Origin of the sequence: Limnohabitans simekii (SeqCode), assembly GCF_965234735.1 — a bacterium.
Lineage (GTDB): Bacteria > Pseudomonadota > Gammaproteobacteria > Burkholderiales > Burkholderiaceae_C > Limnohabitans > Limnohabitans simekii.
This window is the reverse complement of the sequence record NZ_OZ248540.1, coordinates 736,729-753,423: the sequence shown is the minus strand read 5'-3', so window position 1 is coordinate 753,423 and position 16,695 is coordinate 736,729. Positions and strand designations below refer to the sequence as shown.

Annotated in this window: 15 protein-coding genes; 1 reads left to right on the top strand and 14 read right to left on the bottom strand. The window is 56.4% G+C overall.

Annotated features, from left to right (window positions below):
• Positions 1–4: 4 nt before the first annotated feature.
• The 7 genes from AC8GFP_RS03825 to AC8GFP_RS03795 are packed head-to-tail and all read right to left on the bottom strand — an operon-like array spanning position 5 to position 7,021.
• Positions 5–1,180, bottom strand: coding sequence for an acyl-CoA dehydrogenase family protein (locus tag AC8GFP_RS03825; RefSeq protein ID WP_506610381.1), 1,176 nt, complete (start codon positions 1,178–1,180; stop codon positions 5–7).
• Between the two features lie 22 nt (positions 1,181–1,202).
• Positions 1,203–2,066: a 3-hydroxyacyl-CoA dehydrogenase family protein gene (locus tag AC8GFP_RS03820; RefSeq protein ID WP_506610379.1), complete on the bottom strand. Its 864-nt coding sequence runs from the start codon at positions 2,064–2,066 to the stop codon at positions 1,203–1,205.
• Complete coding sequence (locus tag AC8GFP_RS03815) at positions 2,063–2,692, bottom strand: TetR/AcrR family transcriptional regulator (RefSeq protein ID WP_506610377.1); 630 nt, start codon at positions 2,690–2,692, stop codon at positions 2,063–2,065. The genes AC8GFP_RS03820 and AC8GFP_RS03815 overlap by 4 nt, the downstream gene beginning before the upstream one ends.
• 16 nt (positions 2,693–2,708) lie before the next feature.
• Positions 2,709–4,325, bottom strand: coding sequence for a flavin-containing monooxygenase (locus AC8GFP_RS03810; protein WP_506610374.1), 1,617 nt, complete (start codon positions 4,323–4,325; stop codon positions 2,709–2,711).
• Between the two features lie 9 nt (positions 4,326–4,334).
• Positions 4,335–4,868: a MaoC family dehydratase gene (locus AC8GFP_RS03805; protein ID WP_506610372.1), complete on the bottom strand. Its 534-nt coding sequence runs from the start codon at positions 4,866–4,868 to the stop codon at positions 4,335–4,337.
• Positions 4,869–4,907: 39 nt separating this feature from the next.
• The gene (locus AC8GFP_RS03800) at positions 4,908–5,351 is read right to left on the bottom strand and encodes a MaoC family dehydratase (RefSeq protein ID WP_506610370.1); all 444 of its coding nucleotides are present in this window, start codon (positions 5,349–5,351) and stop codon (positions 4,908–4,910) included.
• A 32-nt stretch (positions 5,352–5,383) separates the two neighbouring features.
• A complete protein-coding gene (locus AC8GFP_RS03795) occupies positions 5,384–7,021 on the bottom strand; it encodes a class I adenylate-forming enzyme family protein (RefSeq protein ID WP_506610548.1) in 1,638 nt (545 codons plus the stop codon).
• Between the two features lie 232 nt (positions 7,022–7,253).
• On the opposite strand from AC8GFP_RS03795, the gene AC8GFP_RS03790 reads away from it, so the two are divergent.
• Positions 7,254–8,027 carry an SDR family NAD(P)-dependent oxidoreductase gene (locus tag AC8GFP_RS03790; protein ID WP_506610368.1) on the top strand — a complete coding sequence of 258 codons (774 nt, stop codon included), beginning with the start codon at positions 7,254–7,256 and terminating at the stop codon, positions 8,025–8,027.
• 65 nt (positions 8,028–8,092) lie between these two features.
• Here the strand turns inward: AC8GFP_RS03790 and AC8GFP_RS03785 are convergent, their stop codons facing one another.
• The 7 genes from AC8GFP_RS03785 to AC8GFP_RS03755 all read right to left on the bottom strand — a co-directional run bounded on the left by AC8GFP_RS03785 (position 8,093) and on the right by AC8GFP_RS03755 (position 16,446).
• The gene (locus AC8GFP_RS03785) at positions 8,093–8,887 is read right to left on the bottom strand and encodes an enoyl-CoA hydratase/isomerase family protein (protein ID WP_506610366.1); all 795 of its coding nucleotides are present in this window, start codon (positions 8,885–8,887) and stop codon (positions 8,093–8,095) included.
• On the bottom strand, positions 8,880–9,230 hold the full coding sequence (locus AC8GFP_RS03780; RefSeq protein ID WP_506610364.1) for a Zn-ribbon domain-containing OB-fold protein: 351 nt from the start codon (positions 9,228–9,230) through the stop codon (positions 8,880–8,882). Before AC8GFP_RS03780 ends, AC8GFP_RS03785 begins: the two co-directional genes overlap by 8 nt.
• The gene (locus AC8GFP_RS03775) at positions 9,227–10,393 is read right to left on the bottom strand and encodes a thiolase domain-containing protein (protein WP_506610362.1); all 1,167 of its coding nucleotides are present in this window, start codon (positions 10,391–10,393) and stop codon (positions 9,227–9,229) included. The genes AC8GFP_RS03780 and AC8GFP_RS03775 overlap by 4 nt, the downstream gene beginning before the upstream one ends.
• Positions 10,390–11,916: a class I adenylate-forming enzyme family protein gene (locus tag AC8GFP_RS03770; protein WP_506610360.1), complete on the bottom strand. Its 1,527-nt coding sequence runs from the start codon at positions 11,914–11,916 to the stop codon at positions 10,390–10,392. Before AC8GFP_RS03770 ends, AC8GFP_RS03775 begins: the two co-directional genes overlap by 4 nt.
• 55 nt (positions 11,917–11,971) lie before the next feature.
• Positions 11,972–13,372 carry an amidase gene (locus AC8GFP_RS03765; RefSeq protein ID WP_506610358.1) on the bottom strand — a complete coding sequence of 467 codons (1,401 nt, stop codon included), beginning with the start codon at positions 13,370–13,372 and terminating at the stop codon, positions 11,972–11,974.
• Positions 13,373–13,395: 23 nt separating this feature from the next.
• Positions 13,396–14,775: an AMP-binding protein gene (locus AC8GFP_RS03760; protein ID WP_506610356.1), complete on the bottom strand. Its 1,380-nt coding sequence runs from the start codon at positions 14,773–14,775 to the stop codon at positions 13,396–13,398.
• Between the two features lie 153 nt (positions 14,776–14,928).
• Positions 14,929–16,446, bottom strand: a complete 1,518-nt coding sequence (locus AC8GFP_RS03755) for an amidase (RefSeq protein WP_506610546.1) — start codon at positions 16,444–16,446, stop codon at positions 14,929–14,931.
• Positions 16,447–16,695 lie beyond the last annotated feature (249 nt).

The window sequence follows — 16,695 nt, the reverse complement described above, 5'->3', positions numbered from 1 at the left end:
TGGCTCAATAGCTTTTGGGCAAGCCCAGGCTGTGGGTTGACACGAAATTCAAAATCATTTCGCGGCTCACTGGGGCGGTTTTGTGCAATCGCGCAATGAACCACAAATCAGCCAAACCGTATTCGATGGCCAAACCATTGCCGCCGTGAATTTGAATCGCTTGGTCCAAGGCTTCAAGCGACGCATCAGCGGCTGCGAATTTGGCCATGTTGGCCACTTCACCCGCATCGGGCGAACCGGCATCCGACAAGGCTGCAGCACGGGCGGTCATCAAGCGGGCTTGTTGAACAGCGACATAGGCTTTGGCCAAAGGATGGGCAATGCCTTGGTGCGCTCCAATCGGTACGCTCCATACCGAGCGGTCTTTGGCTTGTTGGGCACCTTTTTCAATCGCGAAACGCGAAATGCCATTGTTGATGGCCGCCGCACAAACACGCTCGGGGTTCAGACCGGCAAACACCTGGCGCAAGCCCTGCCCTTCTTGGCCCACCAGGCACTCCGGGCCGAGTTGCACATTGTCAAAAAACATGGTGAAGGATGTTTCTGGCACGTGCAGCGCAGTTTCAATCGGCGTGCGGGTGATGCCGGGTGCGTTGGCGGGAATGATGAACAACGACAGTTGATGACGACCTTGTGCATCCAACATGTCGCTGCGGCAGACCACCATGATGGCGTCGGCTTCATCCACGCCCGAGGTCCAGTACTTTGTGCCATTGAGCAACCAACCGTCGCCGTTTTGGCGGGCGGTGGTGGTCACCTTGTGGGTGTTGGTACCTGCATTCGGTTCGGTGATGGCAAAGGACATGCGCTTCTTGCCCGAGGCCAATCCTGGCAACCATTCATTCTTCAAAGCCTCGCTGCAATGCGCCTCAATGATGGGCGCACAGATGGAACCAATCACCAAAGACAGCATGGGGCAACCTTGCGCAGCAGCCTCTTCCACGATGACGTTGTAGTCGGCCAAGCCGCTGCCGCCACCGCCGTATTGCTCTGAAATATGCACGCCCAAAAAGCCCGCTTCGCCCATGGCGTTCCACAGCTCGGTGGGTTTGGCGTCGCGCTTGACGACGTCTTGGAAATACTTGCGGCCAAAACTGCCGACCAACTTGGCCACGCTGTCGCGCAACATCGGGTGGTGGTCAGCGGTGTCAACCAGGGAGGAATTGAAAATAGTGGACATGTTGTACTTTGAAAAAAATCAATCAAGCCTTGTGAGGCCACTCAAAAAAACCGCGACCTGACTTCTGCCCCAAGTGCCCTTGGGCCACCATCTCTTCCAAGATGCGCGGTGGCGCGTAACGCGGCCCCAAGGCTTGGCTCAGGTGGCGGGCTATGTCCAAACGCACATCCAAGCCCACGATGTCGCTCAATCGCAGCGGGCCCATGGGATGGCGGTACGCCGTGACCAAAGCGTGGTCGATGTCTTCGGCGCTGGCCACGCCGTCTTCCAACATGCGCATGGCTTCCAAGGAAGCAATCAGATCTAGTCGGCTGGTGGCAAAGCCCGGCACATCGCGCACCGTGATGGTGGTTTTGCCGGTGCTTTGCGCGAACGCGCGGGCCATGGCCAAAGCGGGTTCGCTGGTGTGCTCGCCCCGAATGATTTCCACCATCGGCAAGGACCACACCGGGTTGAAGAAATGCATGCCCAAGAAATGCGTGGGGTCGGAAACAGCCTGCGCCAATTGGTTGATGGACAAGGCACTGGTGTTGGTTGCGATCAACCTGGGTTGGCGTTGATCCACGTCGGCCAAGACCTTGAGCTTCAAGTCCAAGCGCTCGGGGATGGACTCGATCACCAGGTCCAAAAATCGCGGCAAGTCGGCCACAGCGGCAACACGTTGCACACCCTCAGACGCATGCCCGGCTTGTTCGGGTGTCAGCTTGCCGCGCTTCAAACCACCCGCAGCCGCGTCTTTCAGGGTTTGATACATGCCCAGGCTGCGTTGCGCATCGGGCTCGACCACATAGACCTGCCAGCCGGCCACCGCAAACACATAGGCGATGCCCACACCCATGGTGCCGCCACCAATGACAGCCATGCTTTGTGATTTGCGTTGGTTCATGGGTTGCTCTTTGCTTTGCGAGTTTTCTTGGCTCGCACCATGGCCAACACCATGCTTGCCATGTAGGCCACGACTTCTTCCAAACTCAAGCGGCCATTGGCCCGGTACCACACCGGTGCCCAACCCACAATGCCGCCAATCGCGAGTGCCGTCAGATTCACATCCTCGACTTGAAATTCACCGGCCGTGACGCCCTGCTTCACCAGATCCACCAAGCGGTGATCAAACTCGCGGCGCAAACGGTTGATGGCATCGCGGTCGACTTGGGCCAACTCTTTTTCTTCGCGGCTGTAAATCATGGCGTGTGGTTGGTGGGTCAAGACCGCTTTTAAAAAGTCGGTGACCACGGTTTCCAATCGCTCTGTGACTGAGGCATCTTGCGCCATGACCCGGTTCAAAGATTCGTGCGCCAAGTTGATGGCGCGAGAGCAAATTTCAGCCAGCAATGCATTCTTTGAATCAAAGTGACCATAGATGAACGGCTTGGTCACTTGCAGTTCGCTGGCCACTTGGTCCAAGGTCGTCTTGCCATAGCCTTGTTTGTAAAACAATTCGACGGCAGCGGCCACAATCCTTTCGCGTTTCAAGTTGGAAATGGCTTCGCGCATGTCTTCAGGGTTGGTCATGGTGTGCGTTGGAGGTTCAAACTTGTTCCAGTGTCGCCGCTTGCTTGTAAAAGCTGAAGCCGGTGTAACCCTCGGCCGCACACTTGTGCAGGATGCGTCGATAACCGCGCACCCCCCCCGAGTACGGCATGAAGACACGCGGCTTGCCCTTGACTTCGGCGCCGTTGTAGTACGAATCGGTGCTCAGGTACAGGGTTTCTTTCACCCGGTCGTTCACATGCTGGCCCCATTCTTTTTCGGCGGCGGGCTGCACTTCAAAAGCCTCCTGGCCTTGCGCTTTCATATGTTCCACAAAAGCGGCCATCCAATCGATTTGCTCTTCGGTGGACACCATCACATTGCTCAACAGCGATGGGCTGCCGGGGCCGACCACGATGAATAAATTGGGAAAATCCGACACACCCACACCCAGGTGGGTGACCGGACCATCGGCCCATTTTTTCTTCAAGGTCATGCCGTTGCGGCCCACGATGTCGGGCTTGAACAACGAGCCGGTGAACACGTCAAAACCCGTGGCAAAAATGATCATGTCGAGTTCGTGCAACTTGGCCTCGGTGCGGATGCCTTGGGGTGTGAACTCGACGATGGGAAATTCACGCACATCGGCCAGCTCGACGTTGTCGCGGTTGAAGGCCTGGAAGTACCCGCTGTCCACAGAAGGACGACGCGCCGCGAAAGCATGGTTTTTGGGGATGAGTTTGTCGCGCACCACCGGGTCGTTCACCGCAGACGCAATCTTTTTGCGAATGAAGTCTGCGGCCGTGTCGTTGGCTTGCTTGTTCAACAAAATGTCGTAGTAGGTGAGCGCAAACCCAAAGCCCAAGCGGTTCCAAGAAGCTTCATACGCCTTCTCTCGCTCTTCGGGTGAGACATCCAAGGCAGAGGTTTTGTTGGGCATGAAACCCAAGCCGGTGGCCGAATTCCATGCGCGGTCCCGGCGCTCGCGGTAATGCGCTTTCACTTGGGCGTCTTCTTCGTCCGTCACGGGCGCATTCGCGGCAGGAATGCTGTAGTTGGCGGTGCGCTGAAACACGGTCAGGTGCTTGGCCTCTTTGGCAATGACGGGCGTCATTTGCATGCCCGAGGAACCAGTGCCAATGATGGCCACGCGCTTGCCCGCATAAGTCACTTCATGCTTGGGCCAGACACCGCTGTGGATCACCTCGCCTTTGAAGCTCTGTAAGCCAGGGTAGCTGGGCGACTTGGTGGTGGACAACTGGCCCACGCACATCAGCAAAAACTGCGACTGGATGGTTTGGCCGTCTTCGGTGTCGATGGTCCAACGCGCCGCCTGTTCGTCGTAGGTCGCGTTTGTCATGCGGGTGTTGAACTGAATGTCTTTGCGCAAGTCAAAACGTTCGACCACATGGTTGATATAGCGCAGGATTTCGGGCTGTGTGGCGTAGCGCTCGGTCCAGCGCCACTCTTGCTCCAATTCGGGCGAAAAGCTGTAGGAATAGTCGAAGCTTTCCACGTCACAACGTGCGCCAGGGTAGCCGTTGTGGTACCAAACACCGCCCACATCGGCGCTGGCTTCCAATACAGCGACCTTGTAGCCCAAACCACGGAAACGGTACAACGCCCGCAAGCCAGCAAAGCCAGCACCAATCACGATCACATCTACTGTTTGCATCACTGACCTTTAAAGCGACAAAATATCTCTGGTTTCACGCATATAGAGCAAACCAGAATCAACATCCTCAACCTTCACCTCATGTCGAACATAGCGGCGCTCGCGTTTGATGTATTTATCAATCGCTTGGGCACTGATTCGAACCTTGGCACCGACCGGTATGGGGTGAAGAATGTCGGTGTCATGGAATGTATGGATTGAGCCAATCGCAAAAGGTTTGGTGTGGTCGAATTGAACTGACAACACAAAGTGCGACACCATCAATGGGGGGACGATTGCACCGCCAAAAGGGGATTCCCCGGGGATATACCAGGTGTTCATGCGCCAACCTTCATACCAAGGGTTGTAATCTTCAACGGCATCTGCGTACAAGATGACCAACTCGGGCGTGATGTGCAACTCCCGCGATAGAACATCTCCAACTTCCACCATGTCCCAGTAGGTTTGGCAAACTTCATCCAAACTTTTCACAAACGAACGCGTCTGCTGAATTTGAATGCTGGTCATGGGGCGCAAACTGTCTGTTTGTATCGCTTGTGTCATGGCGTTCCTTGTTGTCATGTTGTGATCTGATGTCATTTGCTAGACGCCTACATCCACTTCGGTCCATCCCACGGTTTTCGTTTCACCTTTTTCGTTGGAAGCCCAGAATTCAACTTTGAAGCGAAAGCCGTTGCCTTTCGGCGTTTTTTCTTTCACCACGCCATAGGTGGTGATGATTTCATTGGCCAACGTGGACGCCACATATTTGCAAACGATTCGGGCATTTTGAAAAAAGTGGGCGCCAAAATAATTCACACACATTTCGGATAGGTAGGCAGAAGACATTTCGCCGGTTTGAATGGGTGCAGCCAGACCTGTTTGGTGGGCATACACCGGATCCCAGTGATTCGGATTGAAGCGTCCCCACAAACGAGAGCCCATGAGTTGAATCGCAGCTTTCTTTTTGACCCCTACGAGTTCGAAACCAACGGGGGTGTCTTTGGATATCAGGCCATGGTTGGGGGTCGCGTTGTGAATGGACATTGGATAACCTTTGTTTTGGAGACATTGCGTTGTTAAAGAGGGGTTATCAAACCCAATGATTCGAGCGCCATTTGAGAAAGCAAAAATTTACGCGCACGCCCTGAAGGCGTTGTTGGAATATCACTGGCGCTGAGAAACAGAACATGCCGAGGCTGCTTGAAACGGGCCAAGCGCTCTTTGCACAAAGCTTCAAGTGCAATCGATTCGCAGCTCATCTTGTCGCGAAGCACCACAAATGCCACACCCACCTCACCCATTCTTTCGTCCGGAATGGGCGCCACATGCGCTTGAAGCACAGCAGGATGACTCATCAGCACATCTTCCACTTCGGATGGCAAAACTTGTTCGCCACCGCACCGGTAGGACTCTTTCAGTCTGCCAACCAAGGTCAGGTAGTCCTCTGCATCCAAATAACCCAAATCACCTGTATGCAACCAGCCATCTGCGGTGAAAGCAGCCGCTGTTTCATCGGGCTTGTTGTAATAGGCCTTCATCACCCCCGGGCCCTTGGCTTGCAACTCGCCCACTTGTCCTGGTGGCATTTCTTGTCCTGAAACGGGATCCACGACACGGTAGACCACCAGTCGCTGGTTCAAAGCAGGTTCGCCTGCGGGCCCCACATCCCGCAATCGACCATTGGTCGTCAGCCACCGGGTCATGCCATCGCTTGGACGCGTGACGGTGCTAGAGGCCGTCACTTCTGTCATCCCATAACCTGTTGTGATCTCTTGCGGATGCAAATAGTCCAAGATGTCTTGCCAAAGGAAAGCTGGGGCCCGCCCGCCTGAGGAAATGACTGAATGCAGTGAGTGCAATGGAGAAGGTTGAACCTTTTGTGCATCTATCAGGGCCATGGTCATGGCGGGGATCAACAACACATCCGTGGCTTGATGCTGTTCAATGGCACTCAAGGTGGCAGTAGCATCGAATTTGAGTTGAGGAACAACCGATCCCCCCACGAACATACAAGCGAGCAGCCCTTCCACATAAGCATAAACATGGTAGAGCGGCAGAGAAAAAACAATCCGCCTGCCATCTTCAAATGCGCGTGCCCAGGCACTGCCAAACGCTGTGCGAAGCAGCATGTCGTGACTCAGCATCACGCCCTTTGGAAAGCCCGTGGTGCCAGAGGTGTAGATGATGTCGCAGAGGGCGTTTGGTGCAGGTGCAAATCCGGGTGGCAAGACCAAGCCTTCACCAAATGAGGCGTTCAGCAAGAGATGCTTGCTGATGTTGTCGCTGCCGTTTTCACCTGTCGCAAAGACCAGGACATTTTTCAATTTAGGGAATTCATCCCCGCCGCCTTGGACTTGCCAACCTGGGACCAACTCATCAAGATAGCGGCAATAAGGCATGTTTCTGAAAGAGTCCATGGTGATCAGCATGACCGCGTCCGACTGCTTCAGCACATAGCCCAATTCATCACGTTTGTTCAAAAAATTGATTGGAACTGCAATGGCGCCCACCATGGCAATGGCAAATTTGATGGCGATGAATTCCGGAAAATTAGCCATCAACAACGCCACGTGGTCTCCCGGCTTCACACCAAGGTGACACAAGCCAGCTGCCAATTGTGTCGACCATGCATGCATTTGGGCATAGGTCCAACTTTGACGATCCGTCAGCACAAAAACCCGGTTGGGGTAATCTTGGGCGTTCTTTGCAAGCAAGCCATCCAGAGTGAGCGTTGACCAGACCGGAAATCTGTCGCGCAGCAACCCCTGCCTGTCGCTGAGCGAAGGCCAGTTCGGATGGTTGTTGCTTGTTGTCAAAAAACTTCCCTGCCAAAGTTACTGATGAGTATGATTATCTACCTGCAAGAATTTTTCAGTACTAGGGTTATCCCTTGGTCGCGTTTCGGGAACTCTTCCTGCTTGCTTTTTCAACATTTCAAGGTCACACATGAAAATTGATTTTTCTGGTCAAGTCGCCGTGGTCACGGGCGCAGGCGGTGGTATCGGCCGCGCAGTGGCTTTGGCATTGGGTGAGGTTGGTGCAAAGGTTTTGCTGGTTGATCTGGCCCCTGAGGCAGGACGCACAACCGAATCCCTGCTGCACAGCAAGGGCGCAGAGGCCGTGTTTGTCCAAGCCGATGTCAGCGATCCCGAGCAAGTGCAACACTATGTTCAAACCGCCATGAAAAACTGGGGCCGCATCGACATCTTCATGAACAATGCAGCATGGCAAGGTGAGATTCATTCTTTGGTCGACTATCCCGTCGATGTGTTCGACAAAGTCATGAACATCAATGTGCGCGGCGTGTTCTTGGGATTGAAATATGTGCTCCCCATCATGCAAGCACAAGGCAAAGGCGCAGTGGTCAACACCGCCTCCTTGGGATCCTTTGTTGCAACACGCAAACTCGGTCCCTACACCGCCAGCAAACATGCCGTCATGGGATTGACCAAAACGGCGGCCTTGGAAGTTGCACGCAAAGGTATTCGCGTCAATGCGGTCTGTCCTGGGCCAGTAGATACAGACATGCTGCGCGACATCGAAGCATCACAGGCCAGCGGATCTGCCGAACAACTGCGAGCTCAACGCACGGCCTCCATACCCGATGGACGCTATGCAGAACCTGCAGAGGTGGCGAACTTGATGATCTACCTCGCCTCGGATTTGGCCAGCCACATCACCGGACAAGGTGTGCAGATCAATGGCGGCAGTCATTATTAGAAGGTGATTGATGGGTTTGGGACAGCGACAAAATGTGCGAACCCCAGCGCGAGGAACCGACCGAATCAAAGTCCTTTGAAATCAGCGCTTCTTCGCTCCCTGAATGAAGCCAGGCCTTCTTTCAAATCCTCGGTGAAAGCCACATCCCTGAATGAGCGTGACTCCCAACTCAAGGCCTCGGCCATGTGCATGCCCACCGATCGACGCATCACTTCTTTTGCAAACCGATGCGACAAAGGCGCACGGGTGGCCAGCATCTGTGCATAGTCCATTGATTTGGCAAGCAGTTCGTGCTGCTCAAACACGCGGTTGACCAAACCAATGCGGTACGCGTGGTCTGCATTCACGCGCTCGCCTGACAACACAATTTCCATGGCATGTCCCATGCCCACAATCTGGGGCAAGCGAATCAAGCCACCATCGCAGGCATGAAAACCCCACTTGACGTCTTGCAAAGCGAATTCAGCATTCACAGAGCAAAAACGCATATCGCATGCCAAAGACAATTCAAAGCCGCCAGAAATGGCAAACCCATTCACCGCAGCGAGGATGGGTTTGTCAATGTCCAAGTTGCGGGTGATGCCACCAAAGCCAGGGCCATTGGTGTATTTGGCTCGAAACTCCGGAGCCGATGCTTGTGCAAATGCCAAGGTGTAGGTTTTCAAATCGGCACCTGCGCAAAAAGCCTTGTCACCGGCGCCGGTGATGACCGCCACCCGGGCTTGATCATCGCGGTCGAATTCGCGCCACACCTCAATCAACTCATCATTGGCGGCAAAGTCCAAGGAATTCATTTTGTCGGCGCGGTTGATCGTGATCAAACGAACTGCACCGTGCTTGTCATAGGAGATTTCAGCCATCGTGTGACACCTTGAAAGTGGGGGTTTGTGTTTGCAGCAAGCCATCAGTGACCAAGATCACCCGGTCACCCAATTTGTCCGCAGGCGTGTGTAACAAGCGACCGGAAATACGCATGCCATTGTCCAGGTCGAAAACGCCTACGTGGTAACTGCCTTCAGACTTGAAGCGCATGGGCGGCTTGCGAACTGTGGTCCAACTGGCCAACACGCCTGCGGCAGCGACCTCTTTTGCATGGACTTGACGCGATAAACAATGAGCACAGATGACGGGCTGGCGTTGAGTCAAGGTTTGACACTGGCTGCACTGATAAACCTTCAAACGCGGTACGTCATCGGTCTTCATGCGTCACGCCCCAAGATGTGCACGGTGCAGGCCACGCCCGTACCGCCGAGGTTGTGCGTCATGCCAATGCCTGCTTGGTCAACTTGATTGGGGTGAACACCGCGCAATTGCAAAGCCACTTCCACAATTTGTCCAACACCGGTGGCGCCCACGGGATGGCCTTTGGCCAACAAACCGCCACTCGGATTGATGACCACATCGCCTTTCATACCGGTGCGGCCTTGCGCGGCCCAACGACCGCCCTCGCCTCTGGGCACCAAACCCAGGTCTTCGCTGTCAATGATTTCAGCGATTGAAAAACAGTCGTGCAGTTCAACCAGATCGATATCGGCTGGCTGCAGACCCGATTGCCGATAAGCCTGTTGCGCAGCCAGCACAGTGGCATCGAATGAGCATAAGTCTGGGTGCTGAGCGATGCGGGCAGAGCCACTGGTTTGAACGCTGGCCATGACGCGAATGCGTGTTTGACTTGGCAAGTCAGACAGCAAGTCTTTGGTGCAGACCACCACGGCAGCTGCGCCATCACTGGGTGGACAACAGTCAAAAAGTTGCAACGGATCGGCAATCATGACGGATGCTGCAATTTGATCGATCGTCAATGCTGCACCCATTTGGGCCAAGGGGTTGTTCAAGCCAAACGCTTTGTTTTTGATGACCACGGCCGCCACGTCTTCTCGGCTGGTGCCATAGCGTTGCGCATGGGCACGCCAAGCCAAGCCAAACAGTCCGGGGAAGGTCAAGCCACTCAGACCATCGTATTCATTGTCCATGGCGCAGTTGAGCGCGGAGGTGACTTCAGGCGTGCTGGCATGGGTCATGGTTTCCACACCCACCACCAACACAGCGTCATGAATCCCAGCGGCCACCATCAAACAGGCATGACGCAAGGCAATGCCACCGGATGCACAAGCGCCTTCCACCTTGGTGCAGGGGATACCCTGCAAACCGAGTTGCTCTGCCACCAGTCCAGCCAAGACTTCCTTGCCATTCAAAGGGCCACTGATGAAGTTGCCCAAATACACCGCACCGATACGTGTGCGGTCGATACCGGCATCGACAATGGCTTGCGCAGAAGCATCAACAGCCAAGGCCTCGATGCTGGTTCCCCCATGTTTGCCAAAGGCCGTGGACCCAATGCCTGCCACATAGACGCTGCGGTTCATGCTTGCCCTTCTTTCAATTGCTGACGCAATGTTTTTTTCAAAATCTTGCCGTAATTGTTTTTAGGCAAGTCCGCAGGGAAAAAATAATCGCGCGGTCGTTTGAAGCGGGCCAGGTTGTCCAAACACAAGCTGTCCAGTTCGTGGGGCGTGACAGTCATGCCGGGTTTGACCACCACAAAAGCCACCGGCTCTTCGCCCAAATCGGCGCTGGGCGCACCAATCACCGAGACCTCGGCAACCGCTGGGTGGTGCAGCAATACTTCTTCAATTTCGCGGGGGTAAATATTGCTGCCGCCTCGGATGATCAAATCCTTGGAGCGGTCGAGCAAGGTCAGGTAGCCCAACGCATCCAAGGCTCCAATGTCCCCCGTCCACAGCCAACCGGCTCGAATGGCCGAGGCCGTGGCCGCCGGGTTGTTCCAATAGCCCAGCATGCGGGTGGCACTGCGGGTCACCACTTCACCCGGTTCACCGGGCGGCATGTCACGCCCGGATTCATCCACCACGCGCACCTCGACACCGGTGCGAGCAACACCACAAGAGGCCAGTCGCGCCAAATGGGCGGCATCCTGGGATCCTTCATGGTCTTGTTTGGACAAGGCCGTGATGGTCATCGGGCTTTCACCTTGGCCATAAATTTGCACCATGCGGGGGCCGAAGAGGTCAATGGACTCCAGCAAGTCAGACACATACATGGGCCCACCGCCATAGGCCATGGTGTGCAAGTGGCCCGCTGGATGTGCAATGCCCGTGCTGGCCCGAAGCATGCGCGTGAGCATCGTGGGGGCCGCAAACATGGACACACGCGGATAACGTTGCAGCGCTTCAAAGACCCGCTCAGGCGCAAAGGCGGGCTCAATGACTTGATGCCCTCCATTGAACAAATGCGGCAAGCTGTACAAGCCTGAACCATGCGACAAAGGAGCCACGTGCAACATGGTGTCACCGGCTTGCACACTGTCAATGTCCGCGCCGTATTGCAGGCACATGTTGAGCAAATTCAGGTGCGACAGCATGGCACCCTTGGGCACGCCTGTGGTGCCACTGGTGTAAAAAATCCAAGCGATGTCGTCGGCTTGCAGGGCCGCACAGTCTGTGGGGGCATGCCGCAACAAGTCCTGGTAGGCGCTGTCATCTGCACACACCCACGCCATGGTCTGTTGCGCATCCGCCCAAGCTGTTTGCAAACCGTCGTGCAAGGCTTGGCTGCAAAACAAGGCGCTGGCCTGCGCATCCGTGGCGATCTGTCGAACTTCCTTGGGGTGCAGCTTGGCGTTCACAGGCACCGGACACAGGCCAGCGATCCAGCAGGCCAACAAGGTTTCAAAAAACGCAGCGCGGTTTTCCATGCACAGGATGACCCGCTGACCGCGCTGCAAACCCAGCTGGTGCAACATGCCTGCCGCCAAAGCGTGGCTGCGTTCGGCCAGTTGGCCATAACTGAGTGTTTCCCCGCTGCAGCTGAGGGCCTGCAAATGCGGATGGCTGCGGGCTCGGTTCAGTAGGGGTTGAACAACATTCATAGTTGGATGCCGTGTGCGTGGCAGGCTGAGCGCAAACTGGTCATCGCAAGCGATGTCAAAGACGCGGGGGTAGCCGGGTGTGCCAATCAGTGACACGCTGAAACGCACTACCCGCCCGAATCAAAGTGGCTTCATCCAGGTGCGCAGACACGAGTTGAATGGCCACGGGTGTGCGCTTCGGCGTGAAGCCTGCAGGCAAGGTGATGGTCGGGTTGCCACTCATGTCAAACGGCGCGGTGAACTTGATCAGCCGAGCAAGTTCGGAGGGCACGGTGCCAATGACGGACATCTCTTGGGTGGTCGGCGACGCCATGGGCTGGGAAGGAATCAGCAGCAAATCGCAGCTTTGAAAAAACCCGCGCACCGCGCCAGTGAAAGCACGCCGACGCAACCAGATTTTTTGCATCTCCACCGCTTTGATGGATCGACCGAATTCAATCAAACCGCCCAAGCCTGGCCCGTAAAGGTGTTGGTTGGTGGGGTGCCATGGCTCGTGGGCCACGGCTGTTTCGGCTGCACACGCCGTGCCCCAATCGGCAACCGCATCAGTGACGTCGGGAAAACGCACTGAGCGCATGTCTGCGCCCAAGGATTGCAACACATGAAAAGCAGACTGCACGGCGGCTTGCATGTCTGCATCCAAACCAGCACAGTAGTTCTCGTCAAAGCCGATGCGCAAGCCTCGCAACTGTGTGTTGTCGCCGCAAACGTAATCGGGCACAGGGGCATGCAAGGCCACGCTGTCGTTGGCATCCGCGCCTGCAATCAAGCCCAGCATGTGGCCGCAGTCCATGGCGGTTCTTGCCATCGGTCCGATGTGGTCCAGCGAGGCGGCCAATTCAAACGCACCATGCACTGGCACACGGGCCCAGGTGGGCTTGAGACCCGTCACCCCGTTGGCGGCGGATGGAAAACGAATGGATCCACCGGTGTCGGTGCCAATGGCCGCAAAGCACAAACCGGCTGCCACTGCCACGCCCGAACCACTGGACGAAGCCCCCGACCAATGGTCGTCGTGCCAGGGGTTGATGGGCGGCGGCACATCCGGGTGGTGGTCGGCAAAAGCCGCTTCGGTCATGGTGAGCTTGCCCAGCAACACGGTACCCGCTTCGCGCAAGCGCTTGACCACGGTACCGTCGTAGCTGGGTTTGAAATCGCGCATCATCGGCATGCCTGCGGCGGTGACGATGTCTTTGGTGTAGCAAAGGTCTTTCAAGGCAATCGGCACACCATGCAGCGGACTGAGTATTTGTCGGCGCATGATCATGGCGTCCGCATCACGCGCTTGCTGCAAGGCGGTGTCGTGTGTGATGGTGGCGTAGGACAGCAAGCGCTTGTCCAATCGTTCAATGCGGTTGAGCATCATCTGCGTGAGTTCCACACACGACAGTTTTTTGCTGTGCAACAAGCCTGCCAGTGCGTAAGCGTCTAAAAAGGCCAGTTGGTCGTCAGTCACAGTGAGCTTCCTGCGGATGCCATTCAGGTGGCCTGGTTGGAATGCGAACCAGGTGCCGCCGCCCCGCCCAGCCGACCCAAGATGCTGCAATAGCCTTGGGCATCAATGGTGGCCAAGTCGCCGGTGTGGAACCAACCAGCTTGGTCGATTGCTTCAGCCGTTTGCGCTGCGTCTTCCCAATAAGAGCGCATCACCAGGTAGCCGCGCACACACAATTCGCCGGGTGTGCCCACGGGCACCATGCGTCCTTGTGGGTCCACCACCTTGGCTTGCACGTGTGGATGGATTCGACCCACGCTGCTCACGCGTCGCTCGAGCGGGTCCGAGACATGGGACTGAAACGACAGCGGCGAGGTTTCTGTTTTGCCCAAGCCCACGGTGATTTGCTTCAGGTTGAGTTGGCGCACCGCGGCTTGCATGGTTTCAGCGGAACAAGGCGCACCCGCCATGATGCCGGTGCGCATCAGGCTGAAGTCCTTGTTGGCCATGTCTGGGTCCGCCAGCAGAGCCTCGTAATGGTTGGGCTCGCCATGCAGTGCGGTGCATTTTTGCTGGACCAGCGCCTGGAGGGTTTGCGCCGCATCGAACCCAGCGCTGGGAAACACCATGGCCGCCCCCAAAGCGGTGCAGCTGAGTGCGCCCAACACCATGCCAAAGGAACGGTGAAGCGGGACGGGAATACAAACACGGTCTTCGTGCGTCAATGCCATGGCCTTGGCCGCAAAACGTGCGTTGTTGACCATGCTGAAGTGCGACAGCGTGACCCCTTTGGCCAAACCTTGGCGGTTGTTGGTGAACTGGATGCTGATCGCGTCATCGGGATCCAACGCCGCCGACAAACTCTTAAGCCGTGCATGTTGTGCAGGACCGGCTTGCTTTAAAAAATCTTTGAAACGCAAAGCCCGAAGCGGCACGGCTTGTTTGGCGGCATCGTGGGTGGGCAATGACAAATCGTCCAACACCACCACGTGCTTCAAATGCTCAAGTTTGAGAGACGCCAACTCACCGGTTGGCCCGGGCCGGTCCATCTCAGGTGCCAGTTGACGCAGCGTTTCCAGCTGGTCATGGTCATGGACACCACGCGACATCACCAACAGCCGACAGCGGACTTTGTTCAGGGCATGCTCAAGCTCGTCGCTGTTGCAGGCCGGGTTGATGTTGACCAATACCGCGCCAATACGTGCTGTGGCAAACAGGGTCAACAACCACTCGAGGCGGTTGGGTGCCCAGATGCCCACGCGGTTGCCACGGCGGATACCCACGGCCAACAAGGCGGCGGCCAGGTTGTCGGACTGTTGTTGCAAGTCGTACCAGCTCAGGCGCTGTTGTTGCGCCACAAACACGGCTGCATCCCGAGAACCATGGCGCATCACCGCGCGGTCTAGCAACTGGGGGATGGTCATGAAATGCAGGTATGCACTGGTGGGACCCGCCACATACGACAGCGCACCCGGGGGGCTCAGACCTGTGTCTGCCCCGCCTTGAACCCAATCAGAGAGAAAAGGATTTTTAGACACGCTGGCTTCGTTTCAATGAGGCAACCACTGCGCGGCGATTTAGAAGTTGCGCCAATCACCGGCCTGCTCGAAGGCATGGGCTGCGCGGTAAATGGTGGATTCGTCCCAGTGCTTGCCCACCAGTTGCATGCCAATCGGCAGGCCATTGGACATGCCACAGGGCACGCTCATGGCCGGGTGGCCGGTCACGTCCATGGGGCAGGTGTTGCCCAACATTTCCAAAGCGCGTTGCACATAGAGTTTCAAAGAGGCATTGGCAGGCGGAAGGGGTGTGGCCTTCATGGGCAAGGTTGGCAACAACAACAAGTCGTAGCGCGACAAAGCATCGTCATAGGCCTTGGCCAACACCCTGCTCAGATTTTGGGCTTTGGCGTAGAAATGGCCACGGTAATTTTTGATGAAGTACTCACCGGCCATCATCGACACCTTCAAAGAGGGTGACAGCTCGTCGGCACGTGAACGCCACGCGGAGTGGGCATCGAGCAAACTGGTGGTGTACAAACCTTTCCAGTTGAAGCCCATGCCGTTGCCGTTCATCATTTGCGCTTGCAAACCTTCCACGGCAATGGCGGTCCAAATGGCCGGTCCATCCATGTGCATGGGCACCGACACGTCTTCCACAATCGCGCCCATGGAACGCAAGCGATCGGCTGCTTGACGCACTTTGTGGTCGACATCGGGCTCGCTGTCTGCACGGTTGAAACCTTCGAGCAAGACGCCGATGCGCAAACCAGAAACACCACGGCCCAAAGCGGCTGTGTAGCGGTCGACGCGGGGGCTGTATTGGCGCGGGTCCAAACCATCGGCACCGGCAATCACTTCCAACAACAAAGCGTTGTCAGCCACGGTGGCCGTCATGGGTCCGGCATGGTCGATGGTGGCTTCGATGGGCATGACACCGGTGTAAGGCACCAAGCCGTGCGTGGGTTTCATGCCGTAAATGCCACACCACGAGGCGGGCATGCGAATCGAACCGCCTTGGTCACCGCCGATGGCCAAGTCGAGTTCGCCCGCGCCCACCAAGGCGGCTGAGCCAGAAGAAGAGCCGCCTGCTGAATAGCCATAACGGTAGGGGTTGTGCACCGGGCCGGCAGCATTTGTGTGGCTGCCACCGGACAAGCAAAAATACTCGCAATGGGCTTTGCCCGCGATGGTGCCGCCCGCATCCAAAATGCGCGTGACCAAGGTGGCATCCACATCTGGCACATAGCCTTCCAGTGAAGACGCACCGTTCATCATGGGCACACCGGCCAAACACACGTTGTCTTTGAGGACGATGCGTTTACCGGCCAAAGGACCATGCACCGCGCCGCGCACTTCGCTTTTCACCGCCCAGGCATTCAAGGGGTTGTCGGCTTGGCTGGGCTTGATGCCAGGGGTGCGTGGATAGCGCACTGGTGGCAAGTTGTCGGGCAACTGGGTCAAGCGGTCGTAGGACTGGAAAGTGCCTTCCATGATTTCAAGGTATTCGGCCACTTCACGCGAAGACATGTTCATGTGCAGCGATTCGACGATGGCATGCATCTGATCGACAGTTGGACGTTTGACAGTAGACATGATTCCCCCGGGGCCCGTGGCCATTGATGCAGTGGCGCTTGAATGCGAGCGCTTGTTGACAGATGATTTTGAAGATGGTTGACCGTGTGTACGGCTGTGTTCGGTGTTGTCTTGGTGAGCTACCGATGCCGCTGCTGGTGTTGACCTGGCAGGTGTGGGCGAGGCCATTGCGCCAGGCTGTTCAGTGGATTTTTTCGTGTGCGAATGGGGAGAATGCGTCATGCGGGCGGACCCCATGCCCAGCAACTC